At 53.1% G+C, this 17,051-nt stretch carries 19 protein-coding genes and 2 pseudogenes; 3 read left to right on the forward strand and 18 right to left on the reverse strand.

Annotated elements, in window-relative coordinates; genetic code table 11:
- Window position 1 precedes the first annotated feature (1 nt).
- Window positions 2-1,189: a two-component system sensor histidine kinase RstB gene (rstB, locus tag GKE73_RS06350; RefSeq protein ID WP_230369468.1), complete on the forward strand. Its 1,188-nt coding sequence runs from the start codon at window positions 2-4 to the stop codon at window positions 1,187-1,189.
- Window positions 1,190-1,735: 546 nt separating this feature from the next.
- Entirely contained in the window at window positions 1,736-2,545 is an 810-nt protein-coding gene (locus GKE73_RS06355) for a trypsin-like serine peptidase (RefSeq protein WP_230369469.1), read from the forward strand.
- A 54-nt stretch (window positions 2,546-2,599) separates the two neighbouring features.
- Here GKE73_RS06355 and rph read toward each other — a convergent pair whose 3' ends face one another.
- From rph to GKE73_RS25420, 4 genes and pseudogenes are all read right to left on the reverse strand, one after another.
- Window positions 2,600-3,316 (reverse strand): ribonuclease PH, encoded by a 717-nt coding sequence (rph, locus tag GKE73_RS06360; protein WP_230369470.1) that lies wholly within the window; start codon window positions 3,314-3,316, stop codon window positions 2,600-2,602.
- Window positions 3,317-3,390: 74 nt separating this feature from the next.
- Window positions 3,391-3,618 (reverse strand): hypothetical protein, encoded by a 228-nt coding sequence (locus GKE73_RS06365; protein ID WP_230369471.1) that lies wholly within the window; start codon window positions 3,616-3,618, stop codon window positions 3,391-3,393.
- Window positions 3,619-3,630: 12 nt separating this feature from the next.
- The gene (locus GKE73_RS06370) at window positions 3,631-4,281 is read right to left on the reverse strand and encodes a PP2C family protein-serine/threonine phosphatase (protein ID WP_230369472.1); all 651 of its coding nucleotides are present in this window, start codon (window positions 4,279-4,281) and stop codon (window positions 3,631-3,633) included.
- An 11-nt stretch (window positions 4,282-4,292) separates the two neighbouring features.
- Window positions 4,293-5,257, reverse strand: a pseudogene (locus GKE73_RS25420) (serine/threonine protein kinase).
- Between the two features lie 107 nt (window positions 5,258-5,364).
- Between GKE73_RS25420 and GKE73_RS06385 the strand changes: the two are divergent.
- Window positions 5,365-6,232 (forward strand): annotated as a pseudogene (locus tag GKE73_RS06385) (YicC/YloC family endoribonuclease).
- A gap of 454 nt (window positions 6,233-6,686) precedes the next feature.
- Here the strand turns inward: GKE73_RS06385 and GKE73_RS06390 are convergent.
- The 14 genes from GKE73_RS06390 to GKE73_RS06450 form a co-directional block, all read right to left on the reverse strand.
- Complete coding sequence (locus tag GKE73_RS06390; protein ID WP_230369475.1) at window positions 6,687-7,553, reverse strand: NAD(P)-dependent oxidoreductase; 867 nt, start codon at window positions 7,551-7,553, stop codon at window positions 6,687-6,689.
- Window positions 7,554-7,600: 47 nt separating this feature from the next.
- On the reverse strand, window positions 7,601-7,933 hold the full coding sequence (locus GKE73_RS06395; RefSeq protein ID WP_230369476.1) for an EscU/YscU/HrcU family type III secretion system export apparatus switch protein: 333 nt from the start codon (window positions 7,931-7,933) through the stop codon (window positions 7,601-7,603).
- Complete coding sequence (gene fliK, locus GKE73_RS06400; protein WP_230369477.1) at window positions 7,914-8,087, reverse strand: flagellar hook-length control protein FliK; 174 nt, start codon at window positions 8,085-8,087, stop codon at window positions 7,914-7,916. Before fliK ends, GKE73_RS06395 begins: the two co-directional genes overlap by 20 nt.
- A gap of 211 nt (window positions 8,088-8,298) precedes the next feature.
- Window positions 8,299-8,865 carry a hypothetical protein gene (locus GKE73_RS06405; protein ID WP_230369478.1) on the reverse strand — a complete coding sequence of 189 codons (567 nt, stop codon included), beginning with the start codon at window positions 8,863-8,865 and terminating at the stop codon, window positions 8,299-8,301.
- A gap of 47 nt (window positions 8,866-8,912) precedes the next feature.
- On the reverse strand, window positions 8,913-9,263 hold the full coding sequence (locus GKE73_RS06410) for a DUF2802 domain-containing protein (RefSeq protein WP_230369479.1): 351 nt from the start codon (window positions 9,261-9,263) through the stop codon (window positions 8,913-8,915).
- 73 nt (window positions 9,264-9,336) lie between these two features.
- Window positions 9,337-9,651, reverse strand: a complete 315-nt coding sequence (locus tag GKE73_RS06415; protein WP_230369480.1) for a hypothetical protein — start codon at window positions 9,649-9,651, stop codon at window positions 9,337-9,339.
- Window positions 9,652-9,682: 31 nt separating this feature from the next.
- Window positions 9,683-10,090 carry a flagellar export chaperone FliS gene (gene fliS / locus GKE73_RS06420; protein WP_230369481.1) on the reverse strand — a complete coding sequence of 136 codons (408 nt, stop codon included), beginning with the start codon at window positions 10,088-10,090 and terminating at the stop codon, window positions 9,683-9,685.
- A 19-nt stretch (window positions 10,091-10,109) separates the two neighbouring features.
- Entirely contained in the window at window positions 10,110-10,790 is a 681-nt protein-coding gene (gene fliD, locus GKE73_RS06425; RefSeq protein ID WP_230369482.1) for a flagellar filament capping protein FliD, read from the reverse strand.
- A gap of 26 nt (window positions 10,791-10,816) precedes the next feature.
- Complete coding sequence (fliD, locus tag GKE73_RS06430) at window positions 10,817-11,458, reverse strand: flagellar filament capping protein FliD (protein WP_230369483.1); 642 nt, start codon at window positions 11,456-11,458, stop codon at window positions 10,817-10,819.
- A 33-nt stretch (window positions 11,459-11,491) separates the two neighbouring features.
- Window positions 11,492-11,830, reverse strand: a complete 339-nt coding sequence (locus tag GKE73_RS06435) for a flagellar protein FlaG (protein ID WP_230369484.1) — start codon at window positions 11,828-11,830, stop codon at window positions 11,492-11,494.
- A gap of 158 nt (window positions 11,831-11,988) precedes the next feature.
- Entirely contained in the window at window positions 11,989-12,336 is a 348-nt protein-coding gene (locus tag GKE73_RS25425; protein WP_376767287.1) for a flagellin, read from the reverse strand.
- On the reverse strand, window positions 12,333-12,827 hold the full coding sequence (locus tag GKE73_RS25430; RefSeq protein ID WP_376767288.1) for a flagellin N-terminal helical domain-containing protein: 495 nt from the start codon (window positions 12,825-12,827) through the stop codon (window positions 12,333-12,335). Before GKE73_RS25430 ends, GKE73_RS25425 begins: the two co-directional genes overlap by 4 nt.
- 89 nt (window positions 12,828-12,916) lie before the next feature.
- Entirely contained in the window at window positions 12,917-16,597 is a 3,681-nt protein-coding gene (locus tag GKE73_RS06445; protein ID WP_230369485.1) for a glycosyltransferase, read from the reverse strand.
- Window positions 16,590-16,934 (reverse strand): hypothetical protein, encoded by a 345-nt coding sequence (locus GKE73_RS06450; protein WP_230369486.1) that lies wholly within the window; start codon window positions 16,932-16,934, stop codon window positions 16,590-16,592. Before GKE73_RS06450 ends, GKE73_RS06445 begins: the two co-directional genes overlap by 8 nt.
- Window positions 16,935-17,051 lie beyond the last annotated feature (117 nt).

The following is a 17,051-nucleotide window of genomic DNA, read 5'->3' on the forward strand; positions in this document are numbered from 1 at the left end:
CGTGCGCCGCCTGTTCATCCAGTTTTACCTGCTGTTGATGGCCTGCTTTCTGGTCGCCGTCGTTCTGGTGGGGATGGTGTACAAACAAGCGGTCGACGACGTGGGCGAGCGCTATCTGTCTGACCTGTTGCGTACCACGCTATCGCTGATCGAAGCCGACCTGCGCGGCGTACCGGAAGATCGCTGGAGCGAAACACTGGCCAATGCCGACCACGGTTTCACCTTCAAGGTAAAAGTCGAACAGGAAAGCAGCTACATTCTGGATGACGAATCCAAGCAGGCGCTGCACCGCGGCGAAATCGTCATGCTGGAAAACAAATACCTGTTCTTGCAAAAAATCGAGGACAGCGATTACCTGCTGGTGGCCGGGCCATTGCGCTACCTGTTTTTCCTGCATCAGCTCAAATGGTTTGATTACGCCCTGCTCGGCTTACTCGGGCTGTCGCTGGCCATCCCGGTGTTCCTGTGGATGCGGCCGCACTGGCGGGATCTGGTCCTGCTGGAGAAAACCGCGGGCAAGCTGGCCCTTGACGACTTTTCCGCCCATGTCGACTTGCCCGCGCGCTCCGGCATTCGCCAGTTGGGTGAAGCCTTCAATCACATGGCCGACAACATTGCCGCTCTGCTGGCCAGCAAGCGCGCCCTGACCAATGCCGTGGCCCATGAATTGCGCACGCCGCTGGCCCGGCTGCGTTATCGCATGGCTCTGCTGGAAGGCGATCAGGAAAGCCCGGCACGTCAGGCGATTGAGCGCGACCTCACCGCCATCGACAAGCTGGTTGAAGAGCTACTATTGCACGCCAAGCTGGACCGATCGCAGACGCCGCTCAAGCTCACCACTTTCGACGCCATACCGTGGGCGTGCGAGCGCATCGACGAACAGGCAACGTTGGCCGAACACCTGCATTGGATCAAGCCGGAGGGCGAGCCGGTCAGCTTTACCGCCGACCAGCACCTGATCACCCGCGCGCTCGACAATTTCCTGTCCAATGCCCGCCGCCATACCAAAAGCACCATTCAAACCACGGTACAGATTGATCAGCACTACTGCGTGATCATGGTGGACGACGACGGGCCGGGCATTCCCGAGGCAGACCGCGCACGGGTCTTCGATCCATTCGTGCGACTGGATGAAAGTCGTGGCCGTCAGACCGGCGGGCACGGTCTGGGGCTGGCCATCGTAGCTTAAGCATCGCCACCGCGCATCATGGCGAAGTCCGTATCGAAACCTCGCCGCTGGGCGGCTGCCGCTTCATACTGCGCTGGCCGATATAACCTCTCCGCCAGCACGGCATTACACGGCGTTACACAGGGATACAAAGGCCATCTAGACCCTAGGCGGGGCCATCGTTAGCATTTCACCCTGAAAATCAATATATCTGGGACTGGCTTATGCAGCATGAGAGCCGAGGCAACAGACTCTCATCCAGGAGTGTGACAATGAAAAAACTGGCCCTGCTTGCCCTCACTGCCGCCTTGGGCGTTACGGCGGCTGCTTTGCGGCAGAAAAGAAAGAAACCGGCACCTCCGCACCGGTGACCATCCACAAGGCCAAGCGAGCCGAAAAGAAAGTCACCGTCGCACCGGCACAAAAAGCCCAGTCGGCCAAGAAAACCCCGCACAAAACAGCGGCTGCCTCGGCGGCCAAGTAAACACGGCACAGCTCCGGCCAACCTTGCGCTTGTTACCCGTACGGGGCGCCACGCGCCCCGTTTGCTTTTCCGGACCCCATCACATGTCACACCGCGCCCTGCTCTCCCTTGGTCTGGCCTTGAGCCTCACCCTGTCACCACTTGCCTCGGCCAAGGAATCGGCCAGAGAACACAAGATTCTGTTTTTCGGCAAGGATGAGCGCGTCAAAACGGCACCCACTCACGCACCGTGGACCTCGGTCGGCCAGCTGGAAACAGCCACCGGCACCATCTGCACCGGCACACTGGTCGCCGACGATGTCGTCCTCACCGCTTACCATTGCTTCATCGATGAAAAAGGCCGTTTCGACCCAGCCACCCTGTTTACCGTCGGACTCTGGGGCAAACAGCATCGTAGCCAAAGCAAGGTGACTCAGGTACAGGTCGACCGTACTTTCCTCAAGGGGCTGAAACACGTCAACGGCAGCATCATCATTCCGCCACGCATTGCCGGGCGCGACGTAGCCTTCGTGCGCTTGAGCAAGCCGCTGGGCAAGCAGGAGGGCGTAGTCGAAGTCTTTGTCGGCAACCACCCGCAACTGCAGCAATTGATGCGCAGCAACCAGTGGAAAGTGACGCAAGGGGGCTACCCGATCGACGACCAGACGCATCTGCTGGTACATAGCCGCTGTGATGCCACCGGGTTTCTGCCGGATGGCCGCCTGACCCACCATTGCGATACTCTGGCCGGAGACAGCGGCTCACCGATTTTTGCCCAGCGCGATGGCAAACCGGTGATTGTAGCCATCCAGAGTTCGGCTCCGGATGCCAAAGACCGCAAGCGCGCCGACAACATGGCGCTGTCGGCTCCGGTGTTCTACCGGCAACTGCAACAGTTCATTCACGCCCGCTAAAAACAACAAGGCCGCGCAATGCGCGGCCTTGTCAGTGTGATCACAGACAACTGATTACAGGCCAAGCGCCTGCTTTTGCCTTGCCACCAGCTCGGCGATGCCTTGCTTGGCCAGCGCCATCATCTGCTGCATTTCGTCCTCGCTAAACGGTTCGCCTTCGGCCGTGCCCTGCACTTCGACAAAACGCCCAGCGCCGGTCATCACGACATTCATATCGGTTTCGCAGCCGGAGTCTTCCAGATAATCCAGATCCAATACCGGCTGCCCCTGATAAACACCCACCGACACGGCAGCCACGAAATCGCGAATCGGGCTTTCGGCCAACTTGCCCTGTTGCAGCAAGCCGCTAATGGCATCATGCAAGGCGACGAAGGCGCCGGTGATGCTGGCCGTACGGGTGCCACCATCGGCCTGAATGACGTCACAGTCGATCAGAATCTGGCGCTCGCCCAGCTTTTTCAGGTCCACCACTGCGCGTAGCGAACGGCCAATCAGGCGCTGAATTTCCTGCGTCCGCCCCGATTGCTTGCCCGCCGCCGCTTCACGCCGCATGCGGCTCCCGGTAGAACGCGGCAACATGCCATATTCGGCCGTGACCCAGCCTTGCCCCTTGCCTTTGAGAAAGCCCGGCACGTTTTCTTCCACGCTGGCGGTACAAATCACCTTGGTATCACCAAATTCCACCAGCACGGAACCTTCGGCATGTTTGGTATAGCCGCGCGTCAGCTGGATGGTGCGCAGGGAATCGGCAGGGCGAAGCGAAGGTCTCATAATGGTTTCCTGTAGTGAAGACGGCAATTATAGCAGCGCCAGCCGCTCTGCCCGGGCGTTTCGGCCAACCTGTATCAGCCTTTGTTACCCAGCGGCTCGCCCGGCCGACTATCAAGGATTTCCTGATGCATCAGAGCCAGATTGGGATCAAGAATTACCCGGCTCGCCTGCTTGGCTGGCGTCTGCACCGTATCCAGCGCATCGCTGCGCCCGCGCACGTCCACCGTATCCTCCAGCAGGGTAACCGCCACTGCCGACAGGTTATCGCCGCCGCGGCCAGCCCGGCGCTCGGCGACGTTCATCAATGCTCGGCATCACCGGCCCACCATCCGCCCCATAAACACCTTGGCCATCTCGCCATCATCGATCTGCGACCACAAGCCGTCTGAACACAACATAATGGACGTACCCGGCGAGACAAACTGCTTCTCACCGATATCAATATCCGGATCGCTGGTCGCGCCCAAGCAGTTATAGATCTTGTTGCGGTCAGGATGGGTTTTGGCCCCCTCCTCGGTCAGGCGCCCCTGATCAATCAGCTGCTGAACCTGCGAGTGGTCTCGCGAGCGCAAGCGCAAACCATGGCGATCGAGCAGATACAAGCGGGAATCCCCGACATGGCACCAGTACAGCATGCCCTGCTGGATGATGGCGGCCACCACCGTGGTACTCGGGATCTCCGGCAGCCGATGATCGGCGGCATAATCCAGAATCGCCTGATGCGCCGCACTGATGGCATTCACCAGAAAGCGGTTGGGGTAGGCGAGAACTGGCGTGGCTTGCTGATAGAACAGCTCGCCCAGTAAGTCGATGGTGATCTGCGCCGCCACCTCACCCTGCAAGTGCCCGCCCATGCCATCGGCCATGACCAACAGGACCGCATCACGCGAATGGGCAATCAACAAACGGTCTTGGTTATAAGGACGTCCGCCGACACGGCTATCCTGAAAAATGGCTAATTTCATATCTGCAATCCTCAGGAAGAACGTCCGCCGGTCAGGCCCTTGAGCCATCCCACCAATTTATGCGCCGCCTGAACCGGCTCGCTGCGCGGCTCGGGCGGACTATATGCCGTTTCCATCAACCGCTTCTGGATAGCCAGCAGGCTCGGAGGGCGCTCATCCGGCGACAACGCCAGACACTGGTCCACCAGCTCCAGCAACTCGCGCGAATAGTCATGGCGGAACGCCCTGACCGCCGGTACCAGCTTGTCGTCCACCACCCGCTCTTTGGCCACCTGCGGGGTACGCCCTCCCATGCAGACATACAGACAGGCCCCAACCGCATAAATATCCGTCCACGGCCCCAGTGACGGGGATTTCTCATATTGTTCCGGCGCAGCAAACCCGGGGGTGTACATGGCGGCGAAATGTTTGTCGCGCTGGGTCAGCGTCAGACGCGCCGCCCCAAAGTCCAGCAACAGTGGTTGCCCACCTCGGCGCAGATAAATGTTGGCTTGATGTCCAGATGCAGCAGGCGGCGGGTATGCACCTCACGCAAGCCGGACAACAACGCGGCAAACCATCGACGCAGACGACGCTCCTCAATCCGCCCCCCGGCCAGCTCCACTTCACGACCAAGCGAACGGCCATCGGCATACTCCATCACCATGTATACCGTCTGATTGGCCCGGAAAAAATTGCTGACATGCACAACGTTGGGATGGTGCACTTCTGCCAGAATGCGCCCTTCCTCGAAAAAGCATTTCAGACCAAGATTGAAGGCATCCTGATCCATTTCATGAGAAACGCTGACACGGCCGTTGTCACCGCGTTCGGCCAGATGGCGCGGCAAGTACTCCTTGATCGCCACCTTGCGATCCTCATCATCCAGAGCGAGGTACACCACACTGAACCCCCCACGGACAATTGGCGGACAATGGTATACCCCTCCAGTGCGATAACCCGGTGGCAAGGCAGTTTGTTGGCTGGATTGAGTCATGACATCGCTGTTGTTATAGTGGACACAAGCCCGGAATTGATTGGCAGAAAGAAGCAATTCGGGCTCTGTTTTTTAAACGCATCACCCAAGTTTACCGGGAGTCCACCATGATTTTAAGCATGACCGGCTTTGCAGCCAGCAACCAAGAATTTACCGGCGGCATCTTGAGCCTAGAAGTCAGGGCCGTCAATCACCGTTATCTGGATGTGCAGATGCGCCTGCCAGAAGAATTGCGCGTCATCGAACCCCAGTTGCGCGAGATGATTGCCGCCAAGGTATCGCGTGGCAAACTGGAGTGCCGCGTCGGACTCAACCAGCTCGACACCAGCACGCCAACACTAGAACTAAACCGTGACTACCTGGTAAGCTGATCAGCGTCGCCAATGACGTCCAACAGCTGGCCATCGGGATTCAGGGCCTGTCAGTTGGCGAACTGATGCGCTGGCCGGGCGTTCTGAAGAGCAACACACTGGCTCCCGAAGTATTGCAACAACTTTGCCTGAAAAATCTGAGCAGCGTACTGGAAGATTTCAATGCCTCCCGCGCTCGAGAAGGAGAAAAACTCAAGGCCGTCCTGATCGCCCGCGTGGAAGGCATGGAAGCCATCGTCGCTTAAGCATCAAACCCAAGCTGCCACAAATTCTGGAAGCCTATATGAACAAGCTCTCCGGACGGCTGCAAGATGCCCTCGGCAGCGTCGACGATGATCGCATCAAACAGGAATTTGCCCTGTTCGCACAGAAAATCGACGTTGATGAAGAACTCTCCCGGCTTTCCACCCACCTGAGTGAAGTACGCCGCATCCTGAAAGCTGGCGGTCAGGTAGGCAAACGGCTGGACTTCCTGATGCAGGAACTCAACCGCGAAGCCAATACCCTCGGCTCCAAATCAGTATCGACCGAAACCACCCGGGCATCGGTGGAACTCAAGGTACTGATCGAACAAATGCGGGAACAAATTCAAAATATCGAGTAACCTTTCATGTCGTGTCACACCGTGGCACCGATCACACAAAAGCCCCGTCATTCGGGGCTTTATTCATTTCATCTCGTGTCACACCATATCAACAAAGCGCATACTTAGCGTGTACACCTAGGTGTACACCTTAGGAAAAATGGAAAATTTTAGGTGTACACCCCCTATTCACTGTTTGATTTTTTGACGAATCAGCAATGACAAGGGCTGAGGGCCGATACTCACTATTCAGGATGTGACATGGCAAAGCTGACAGACATGCAAATCAGAGCCCTGGATCAAAGCAGGGGAACGCTTTGAAGGCCTAGCCAATAGTGATAGCCTGTACTTGGGATACCGGGAAAGTTACGCCGTACAGGTCTGACGATTCATTCACCCCACAGCCATCCCAATCCATCCTAAACCACATAAAAAAGCCAAGGTTCAGAATGAACCTCGGCTTTTACCATCGGAATCAGTTTTCAGCCCAAATCAAGCGGGCAATCGCGGCGGAATCCAGCTCACCATTACCTTGCTGTACCAGTTCGGCAATCAATTGTGTTACGCGCTCGGCCTCCGGTAACTTGATGCCTAGCTCCTGAGCGGTAGACATCACAATTCCCATGTCTTTCAGATGCAGCTTAGCCTTGAAACCAGGCGCGTAATTATCGTCGATCATGCGCTGACCATGAATGTCCAAGACCCGGCTTTGGGCAAAACCACCTAGTAGCGCCTGTCGTACTGGGATTGGGTCCACGCCACACGCCTTGGCCAGTTTCATGACTTCTGCCACGGCCGCAACACCAACCCCGACGGCAATCTGGTTGCAAGCCTTGGCAACTTGCCCTGCACCGGAATCGCCGATACGGGTAATGGTCTGCCCCATGGCCTGCAGCACCGGGCGAATTTTTTCCAGCGCCTCACTTTTTCCGCCCACCATAATGGTCAGTGTGCCATTGATCGCCCCCACTTCGCCGCCAGAAACCGGGCAATCAAGGAAGTCCACACCTTTTTCGGCCAACGTAGCGGCCATCTTGCGTGTAGCGATAGGTGAAATCGTACTCATGTCGGCACACACCAGACCGGCTCGCGCGCTCTCAATCACCCCGTTGGCACCGAGTAATACCGCTTCGACGTCAGCGGTATCGGATACATTGGTGACCACTACATCCACATCAGCCGCCAAGGCGGCCGGGCTATCACGCCATTGTGCCCCGGCTTGTAACAGCGCCTCGGCGGCTTCGCGTCGTCGAGCCCAAACCAGCACCTCGTGGCCCGCCTTGAGCAAGTTCAACGCGCAAGGCTTCCCCATGATGCCCAAGCCAATATATCCCACTTTCATTTGAGGTTCCCCTATTGAGTATTGATGCGTGCGAATCATCGGCACGCTTATTCTGGCTGAGATGGACGAGCTGCTAACCACGCCTCAAATTCGAAATTCTGCCCGGCAGCCTGATGTTCAAGAAAATAGACAAACGCCAACACTTCAGCGACCGCCCGGTAAAGGGCCTCTGGTATTTGCTTGTCCAAATCCACCTGCATCAGCAGGTTCACCAACTCGGGCGAGTCATGAATAAAAACACCGGCATCGCGGGCGCGCTCCAGAATGCGATCCGCCAAATTGCCATAGCCCTTGGCCACCACCTTTGGCGCCCGACTGCCTTCCTTGTAAGACAGGGCCACCGCCGAGCGGCGCGGATCGTCAGCTCGGCGCTTCGTCATGTTTGACCACCAGACTGGCCAAGGTCAAGCCAGCCGATTCCATACCACTTTGTAAACGGGCCATATTCGTTTCGATCAGGCGGCCTGCCTGCGACTCCTCGGCCACGAACGACACTTGTACCGTTTGGCCTACCAAACGGATACGGGCATTCATCCCACCAAGCGATGGTAAATTCAGCGACAACTGGGTTGACCAGGTTAAGCCAAGGCGTCACTCCCGGAATGAGAACCATCGGCTTCAGTCTCGTCAGGCTGGATTTGCACTTGCACCGGTTGCCCGGCCACGCCATACCCTGTAACACAACCTGGCGATTCTCCAGCGTGTCGAGTTGTCGCTGCACCAGGTTACCCAGTTCTTGTACCGCTTACCGACTGGAGGAAGGTGCAGGGTCGGCCAACAGCTGTCCCAGTTTGTTTTGCGGCTCGCTGCGCACATCATCCAGCGGCTTGCGGCCATCCATCCAATCCTGAACATGTGACTCATAAAACAAACCACTTTGCGTGACGCCCTGCTTCAGATGTTCGGCCAACTTGGCAGGCGGCTCTTTCGAAGCATCAAGCTGCACGGTTTTGATCGTCGTGTCAGACTTGGCATTAGCCAGTAGATCCGTCAGGTATTGCGATGCAGAACTGAGTTTGACCTGAACAGAGCCATCGGTGGTCGGCGTATCTGCAGCGCCATCAACCAGGGCGAACGTCACCGCAGGGCTCAACGAAGCCACACGCAGATTAAGCGTGTCGCCCTGAACTTGCATGCCTTGCGGCAATTTGAGATTGAACAGGCCGTTCTTGATCAATACCGCCAACTGGCCGTTATCCAGTTGGTCGGCAACTCGCGCGGTGACTTGCTCACCGACGATCAGTGACGGGATCTTGGCAGGAAGAGTACTTGCCTCGATAAACAGGCGGCTGCCTTCTTTCAGCAGCCGCAATCCTGCAACCGTTTGGGTCGTTAACGAAGCTCCGGGCAGGGTAGGAATCATGAGGTAGAACTATTACGGTACAAGGAAACAATCAACTCCGCCTCGCTGCGGGAGATGCCACAGCGAGAAGCGACTTCGTGCGCAGACATCCCCTGTCGGATCATCTCAATCGCTTGGTTATACGGACTGATATCTGGCTCGGATGGCAAATGCTGTTTTTCCTGCCTCGCAACGACACGGGCCAAATCCCGCTGCAGATCACTGATTTGCTGTTGCAGTTGGTCCAGATACAACGGCGTAATCGTGTCCTCAGGTTGCTGCCTAACACGCCGGTACAACATGCCAACCACTAGCGCCAATGCCACCCAGAGCAACAGCAGAAGATAAGGGAAAAAAGAACCAGACATTGACTCCCCCTCACACAAACTTGGGCTAGGTTTTTAAGTCTATGAGCAAACCACTCCCAACCCAAGTACAAATTTATAGCGAGTAGGTTTTGATGAGCCGATTATTCTGATTTATGGACACCAGTTCTTGCTGTACGTCTCGACTCCAGTCAGCCAACAAAGACTGAACTTCTTCCCGCTGAGTCAGCACTGTTTGCAGAATCTGTCGATCTTCACCGCTTAACGATTCGCCTTGTCTAACCGCTAGCAGTACGGTTTCCAGACACAACTCCTGCTGAGCACTCAAAGGGGCCAACGCATCAAATTTTCGCTCAACTACACAAGTTCTGACCTCTTCGGCCAACCTTGCCAACTCCAACACCTTATCGGCCAATTTATTGTCCGGCATGATCAGGCCTCCATTCTGCCCCAGTCCTTAATTAAAGCTGGGCACCGGGACGGTCTACTTGCTGCCATGCGGGTAATAAAGTTTCCAACAAACCCCGCACCTCAAGAAAGATATCTAGATCATTCTTGAGGTTGGCAACAACCAAACGGCTTTTCATATAAAGATACAAATCATTCAGATTAACTGCAGCTTCTGAGCCTTGCTCCAAATCCAGAGACTCTCTCAAGCCATCAATGATATCAATGGCTTTTGACGTCAACCGTGCTTTCTCATGAAAATTCTGGGACTGCAATGCTATGCCAGCCTGAATAATTGCCTTGATTGCCCCTTCGTATAGCATGACCACAAGCCCAACAGGGCTTGCCCCATAAACAGCTGCTTTCAAAGCATCATCTTCATATGCCTTGTTAAATTGCTTGAGCACTTTTGAAGAGAGCATCGTGATTTACCATCATAAATTAGGAAGAACTGGAAGATAACAAACCAGCCAAGTTGGTCGTAGCCTGCTGCATTTGAGCCAACGTAGCATTTAGCGTTGTGTACTGCTGAGTATATTGGGCTTTTAATGCCGCCAGTTTCGAATTCAGGCTTGTTTGCAGATTATTTTCTAAACTAATACGGCTATTTATTGAGCTTGTACTCGTTTGAACAATACCATCTGGGCCAAGCAATGAATTAATCGTAGCGTTAAATCGATCGGCAAACCCTGTATTACTGGAATTACCAAAAAGGTTAGTCACGGCTGATGGGTTATTATTCAATGCTGTATTGAACGCAGTTTGGTCAAGTTTTAAGGTTCCATCCTTTTGAATGGAGATACCTACCTGAGACAAATAGGCGTACGAATTTACCGGATCAGCGCCAGCGACAGGCGTTTGCAGCACAGAAACCAATTGCTGCTGCACAGACAGCACAGAAGCATTACCAGACATACTGCCGTTGCGGGCGGAGTCTACCGCAGATTTTACCTGATTATATGCATCAACAAAGCTCTGTAAACTATTCGCAATCGCGCCACTATCTTTAGTCAAAGATATCGTGGCAGACCCTAATTTACTGATATCGACCTCAACACCTGAAATTACATCCGTAAGTTGATTGCTACCGGAGGTAACACTGACACCATTTACCGTCAGCATCGCATCGGTAGCATCATGCGACTCGCTTACTCCCGTACTACTCTGCCCCAGACCGGAATAGTGGTCAGCGTATTACCATTGGCATCCGCCATGGAAAAAGCATTACTCGTACCTGCTGACGCCGAAGCCAAAACAAGCTTGTATGAACCGTTATTCTGAACGATTGAGGCATTTACCCCAGCACCAGCCCGATTAATGGAATCGGCGATGGTCTGTAAGGTATTGGAACTGGACAAATCAACAGTCGTAGAGGTTGAGCCAACCTTGAATGTCAGTGAACTTGGCGTGCCGGTTAACGTAGCTGTTGGATCGGTAATCGCTGCACCGCCAGATGTCTGGTCAATAACCATTTGCTTGGATTGGGCCAGCTGCGTCACATTCAAGGCATAGCTACCAGCCAACCCATTAGTGGTAGTAGAAACAGAGGCAACTGTTGAATCGGTAGAAGAGGCTTTCACCGCTTGCAAAAACGAACCAGAGGAGAGCTTGGTAGCTGCGGTCTGCAAACTGGACAATGCAGAACTGATCTTCCCGATGCTACTTAGCTGTGAGTTATATGTACTCACTCTGGATTGGCTTGCAGTCAGAGGCTGCTGCTCAATAGTCATCAGCTGGCTGACTATTGACTGTACGTCCAACGTACCGACGCTAGTGGTAATGGAAGTCATGACAACATACTCCTACAGCATAAATGCCAAAAATCAGGCCTGTTCTTTAAGAAGCAGCCCTTTAAAATCTCCGATGGCCTTGGCGATACGAATAGCATCTTCCGACGGTATTTGACGGATGACTTTCTGGGTATCTTTATCGATTACTTTGACCACTTCAATATTGGTACTTTTATCAACCGAGAATTCCAACTGGCTATTGTATAGCTTAGCCACATCATTGAGTTGTTTCAGCGAATCTTCCAGCTCTTTTGGTTGTGGCTTGCGACTGGATAATGCGTTTTTTGATTGCCCTTGTGCCTGCCCCTGAGCAACAGCGGCTACGGCTTGAGCTGTGTTCGGTGCCACTGCCGCCGCCGCATCTCCATTCACGGACTGAGCCAGCTCAACCGGTTGGCGTTGAGAGGACAAATTAGTAGCAATGGACCCTAGTGGTTGTAACAATGGTATTTGCATATCATCCTCTCTTGCGCCAAGAGCCCCGGCGCTATACCGAGGCTCTCACGGTCAAATAACCTACGAACTAATTATTACTGCAGCAAGGTCAAGGCCGATTGAGACAGCGTGTTAGCCTGTTTCAGAATCGAGGTACCAGCCTGTTGCAGAATCTGGTTCTTGGTCAGGTTGGCCGTTTCAGAAGCAAAGTCTACATCCATGATACGGCTGTTAGCACTGGTCAGGTTTTCAGTGTAGTTCTGCAGGTTAGCTACAACTGCATCAAAACGGTTTTGTACCGCACCAAATGTCGAGCGACTATCCGATACTTTACTAATATCTGCATCCAAATTGGACAAGGCAGCTTGAGCAGCAGTTTGAGACGTCACATCAACGGTCCCAGTACCGGTCAGTGCGGAAGCATAAGTTTTAAGGGTTGTCAAGTCCGCAGCAGACACAGAAACCGTATTATCCGTTGAGCCAGACGAACCCACCGGAACGTCAAAGTAGAAGCACCGGACAACAACGAAGTTCCGTTAAACTGAGTAGTCTGGGTAATACGCGAAATTTCCTGCGTCAGTTGATCTACTTCCTTTTGCAGCTGCGAACGGTTGGTATTACTTACCGAGCCGTTAGCCGACTGCACGGCAATTTCACGGATACGCTGCAGGTTATTTGCGATTTGCCCCATCGCACCTTCAGCCGTCTGACCAACCGAAATACCGTCGTTGGCATTACGGATGGCTTGGTTGTTACCACGGATAGCCGAAGTCAGCGTTTGCGAAATCGCAAGACCGGCAGCATCGTCTTTGGCGCTGTTAACACGCAGACCGGAGGACAACCGCTGCAACGACTGGCTCAGAGCGCTACTGGAGGTGGAAAGATTACGCTGAGCATTCAGCGAGGCCATATTGGTGTTAACGGTAAGTGCCATGACGGTTCTCCTTAGAACATTCGGGGACAACAACTAGTGTCTTTGATTTGTTATCGTCCCGCGTAAAGCAAACTTTAGTCACATCTTGATTATTTTTTATCGATACCACCGAGCAAGCTCTGATACCAATCATCCAGGTGATCTTCCAGCCAGTAATCACGATCCACCCAACGGCGCAGTTGGTCACCTTCACGGTACGCTGCATCCAGGTCATAGATACGCTCGCGAATGGCAGCCACCCAAGCCTTGGCAGTATTAGGCACACGACATACCGGCGCTCCGTTGGTTTGATAAGGAAAGATATCAGAGCAAATCACCGGCCAACTCATCACACCATACTCCAACAACCGCAGGTTACTCTTCGACTCATTGAAGGCATTGATTTCTAGCGGGGCAATCGCCAAATCCAGATTCAGGCTCGCCATCTTGTCAGGATACGTCTGGAAAGGGATGCATGGGTATTCTTCTGCAATATAAGGACGCAACTCGGGGAGGCACATGCCCATGAACACCCACTCCACCTCCTCAGCCGTTTCTTTGACTACATCGATGATCTCGGCCAAATCACCTTGGTGCTGCATTGCACCAACCCAACCCACTCGTGGTTTACGACCTTGACCACGCAGAGAGGACACCTCACCCCACATCCGGCGTGACAATCGGTTGGGTATGACAATAATGTCGTCATTCATATCGCGGCAAGCATCCCGCAGTGGCTCGGTAGAAACGATGACGCTATCAAAGTATTTGAGTACATTACGCAGCCGAGTTCGAGAGTCCGGCATAGTTTTACGCCATACTCGGTGCAGGATACTTTTTTCTGGCATTGCGCCAACCAGATCATCCAAACCAAACACCAACCTGATATCTGGCAAGAATTCCCGATACTGTTTGATTGCATACTGCATGCCGTCCGTCAGAAGGGAGTGAACCAACACGACCTCAGGATTCAAACGGGCCATATCCACTACAGAGATTATAGGGATGCTGTTCTTCTCTCCCGGAATAACGGCAGCATCCAGCCGCCCACCTTGCTGCAATGCCTGAAAGGGCTGCGCCACACGATACTCGCCACTGGCTCCCGCAATCGGAATGCCCAGCACCTTGGCTCGGCCAACTTGATGCGGCGCCCAATTTGCATAGCGGCTTGGCTCGATCCCCATGTTTTTGTCGCACAGGGTTAAATGGCGATTGTAAGCCGGGTCATAGGCAAGTCGCGGGAGCCAGCGCTTAAGCATGATCTTTAGTTCTTTTCGTTCACGCACCGCCGCAGTCAATGCCACTTCAGGCTCGTAAGTCTGTTTGCCAATACTTTTGGCATGATGGTGCACGAGCGTGACATATGGAGTGTAGACATTGATCAGCCCCTGCTTTTGTAGTTTCAGACAGAAATCGACATCATTGAACAACACTGTCAGATCTGCAGCATCGAATCCGCCGATCTGCTGATACTTCTGTTTTGAAACCATCAGACAGGCGGCGGTGACGGCAGAATAGTTTTGCTCGGTCAGCAATCTATTCATATAGCCGGGAGCGTCGAGAGCTTCTTTTTCAAACACATGGTCGGCGACAGACAGTACCCCGCCAGGCAAGCCCAAAACAATACCCGCATGCTGGATACGGCCGATTTCCGGGTACGCCAACCGTACGCCAACCGCCCCCACCTCAGGGCGCTGCGCCAAACCGATCATGCGTTCCAGCCATTCTGACTGGATGATCTCGGTATCATTATTCAGCAGTACAATGTACTCACCACGGGCTTGCTCGACGCCAAGGTTACACTGTGCGGAGAAATTGAATGGCTGCGGATAATCAATAATGCGGATCTGATTGGGATGATCACGTTCAATATCCTGATAGAAGTGGAACGTATCAGGGTTTTGCGAAGCGTTATCGACGATCAACAATTCAAAGTTCTGATACTTCGTGCGCTCAAACAGGCTTTCCACGCAGGGCTGCAAATATTCCAACTTATCCCGAGTCGGAATAATGATCGACACCAATGGCTGGCCGGTAACGCGATAATCAACGTGCAACGTGTTATCGACAAACCCCTTGCTCACGGTGGCCTCGATACCCAACCGCTGCAAATGGTTCTCCAGCGCCACGTGACGCGCCGCTTCCTGCTCATGTCGTTCACCCGGCGCGCGGGCAGGTAAATGCATCAAGACTTCATCAATATGCTGGATAACATCCAGACCATAGTTTTCGGCCAACCGTAACAGGTGATTCCACACCTCACAGGACGGATAAGGATCAAAACCGCCAAGGCTTGCCAACGCCCGGAAGGACAACGCAACAGCACCGCCGATGTAGTCGTAAGCGCGCAGATAGTCCAGCGAGAAATCGGGTTTAAGCGCTGGCTGGACAAAGCTGTCCGGCTGGGTATAGCAGTCATGGTCGGTATAAATCGCCAACGACTGTGGCTGGGAATGGGCTATATCCCCCATGCGCAGAAGCAGCTGAGGCACCAGCATAGTGCCAGCAGGCAACAACATTACCCAATCGCACCGGATCTCTCCCAATAGACCATTGAGTGCTTGAGTGTAGAGTTGTGGATCATCGAGAGAATCGAGCTGTAGCCATCCCAAAGTATTATTGCTATTGAAAATGGGATCAGGTTGCGCCCAGTCAGCTACAACGATAAGTTTCCAGTGTCGATATAACTGCCGCTGCAACGATTCGATCGATGCCGCCAATGCCTCTCGCTCAGAGTAACGCACTGGCATAATCAACAGATATTCCGGCTGTTGGTTCCACTGGCGCATCATGCGCTCGGCCATCATTTCAGCATCGATTTCGCGCAACTGGTGACGATCACGCCAAGATTGCCAAGTACTGAAATTTTTATGGGTCATTAAACCAACAGCCCTCAACTCTACTGATGCATGCCTTGGCTCATAGCTATCGAGAGTTCCTGCAAGCTGGTTATCCAGCAAATCGCGTAGCAAATTCACCCATTGGTAAGCCTGCGTATCCAATGTTGCGTATCGCTGTAGATAGTCATAGGACCTACGTTGCAGGCTTTGTCGATAGGTGTCATCCTCTATCAAGCGAATTATCGCGGCCTCCCAACTGGCGGTATCGTTTTCGACCACTTCAGCCAATCCAAGAGCTTTTGCTTCTTGATATGGGGCAACATCGCTGAGAATGCATGCCGCTCCTGCTGCGGTATACTCCAACCATTTTAGGTCCGACTTACACTGATTGAAGAGATTATCTTCCAATGGAGCAAGTGCTATATCCAACTTAAGTGAATTCAGCTTTTCCAAATAAAGGGGGTACGGAACACCTTCCTGCACAACTTTTATATTGTTTGCCCCCTCAAAACCAACCGGAGCCACACCCCAGAAAACGAAGCGGATGGAATGCTCCCCATACTTTTTCTGTATATTACTCAGCGCCTTTATAATAATCTTGACATCCCCTTCATGAGTTGACGTTCCGGCAAAACCAATTGTAATCGGAGCGCCCTTTTCATGCTGCCATGACTGCAGACTCTGATACCGCTGTGCAGCCAAGGCATTAGGTAAAACACGAACATCAGGTAAATACTGACGCAAGTGAACCGCAATAGCTTCAGTGCTTACGGTAGCCACAGAATAAAAATGTAACTGTTCACGCCAAGTACGCGACAAAGCGTAGGGATCAAACTCAAAAAACTGTGAGTGAGAGGCAGGCATAGCAGGCAACCAATCATCCAGTTCAAATATTATTTTTTTACCAGATGCGTAAAGCTCATTTAAAAACTTGTTATTTGGCTCACTCAATACAGCCCGCTTGCACCACGAAGATATCAGCCCATACAGCAAATTTATCAATATCTACCGCCTCATTAGGCATCCCATAGATTGTATTACCGGGGAAATATATAGTTTCAACCCAAGGAGTCAATAAGCTAAATACATCATGCAATCGGAGACGCATACAAGCGCCATCGATATCATCTCCTGAAAGCACTGCAACACGTAAGCGTCGGGATTCTGCATTCAGAATAGAACGAGCCTTAATTGGAAGTGGATCAATCCTCATCGTACGAATGCTCATACAATCACGCGCATCACTCGACATATGTAGACTTGTTATCTCATGACTGAATTGACCCACACCTTCCTCCACTATTGATTATATTTTCTATGACAATTTGTTTTGATATCAGCTCAAAACAGAAGAATTAAAACAAGAAAAATATTTTTACTTCCAACACCAGTGTAAAATACACCA

Origin of the sequence: Paludibacterium denitrificans, from assembly GCF_009707705.1 — a bacterium.
In the GTDB taxonomy this organism is placed as follows: Bacteria; Pseudomonadota; Gammaproteobacteria; order Burkholderiales; family Chromobacteriaceae; genus Paludibacterium_A; species Paludibacterium_A denitrificans.

Excerpts from the sequence above, each read along its gene's own strand:
- GKE73_RS06390 (WP_230369475.1), bottom strand. The coding sequence starts at position 7,553 with ATGAAAGTGGGATATATTGGCTTGGGCATCATGGGGAAGCCTTGCGCG.
- GKE73_RS06415 (WP_230369480.1), bottom strand. The coding sequence starts at position 9,651 with ATGCCGGACAATAAATTGGCCGATAAGGTGTTGGAGTTGGCAAGGTTG.
- fliS (WP_230369481.1), bottom strand. The coding sequence starts at position 10,090 with ATGCTCTCTTCAAAAGTGCTCAAGCAATTTAACAAGGCATATGAAGAT.
- GKE73_RS06365 (WP_230369471.1), bottom strand. The coding sequence starts at position 3,618 with ATGAACGTCGCCGAGCGCCGGGCTGGCCGCGGCGGCGATAACCTGTCG.
- GKE73_RS06410 (WP_230369479.1), bottom strand. The coding sequence starts at position 9,263 with ATGTCTGGTTCTTTTTTCCCTTATCTTCTGCTGTTGCTCTGGGTGGCA.
- rph (WP_230369470.1), bottom strand. The coding sequence starts at position 3,316 with ATGAGACCTTCGCTTCGCCCTGCCGATTCCCTGCGCACCATCCAGCTG.
- GKE73_RS06395 (WP_230369476.1), bottom strand. The coding sequence starts at position 7,933 with ATGACGAAGCGCCGAGCTGACGATCCGCGCCGCTCGGCGGTGGCCCTG.
- fliK (WP_230369477.1), bottom strand. The coding sequence starts at position 8,087 with ATGAATGCCCGTATCCGTTTGGTAGGCCAAACGGTACAAGTGTCGTTC.
- GKE73_RS06355 (WP_230369469.1), top strand. The coding sequence starts at position 1,736 with ATGTCACACCGCGCCCTGCTCTCCCTTGGTCTGGCCTTGAGCCTCACC.
- fliD (WP_230369482.1), bottom strand. The coding sequence starts at position 10,790 with ATGCTGACGGTAAATGGTGTCAGTGTTACCTCCGGTAGCAATCAACTT.
- fliD (WP_230369483.1), bottom strand. The coding sequence starts at position 11,458 with ATGACTTCCATTACCACTAGCGTCGGTACGTTGGACGTACAGTCAATA.
- GKE73_RS25430 (WP_376767288.1), bottom strand. The coding sequence starts at position 12,827 with ATGGCACTTACCGTTAACACCAATATGGCCTCGCTGAATGCTCAGCGT.
- GKE73_RS06370 (WP_230369472.1), bottom strand. The coding sequence starts at position 4,281 with ATGAAATTAGCCATTTTTCAGGATAGCCGTGTCGGCGGACGTCCTTAT.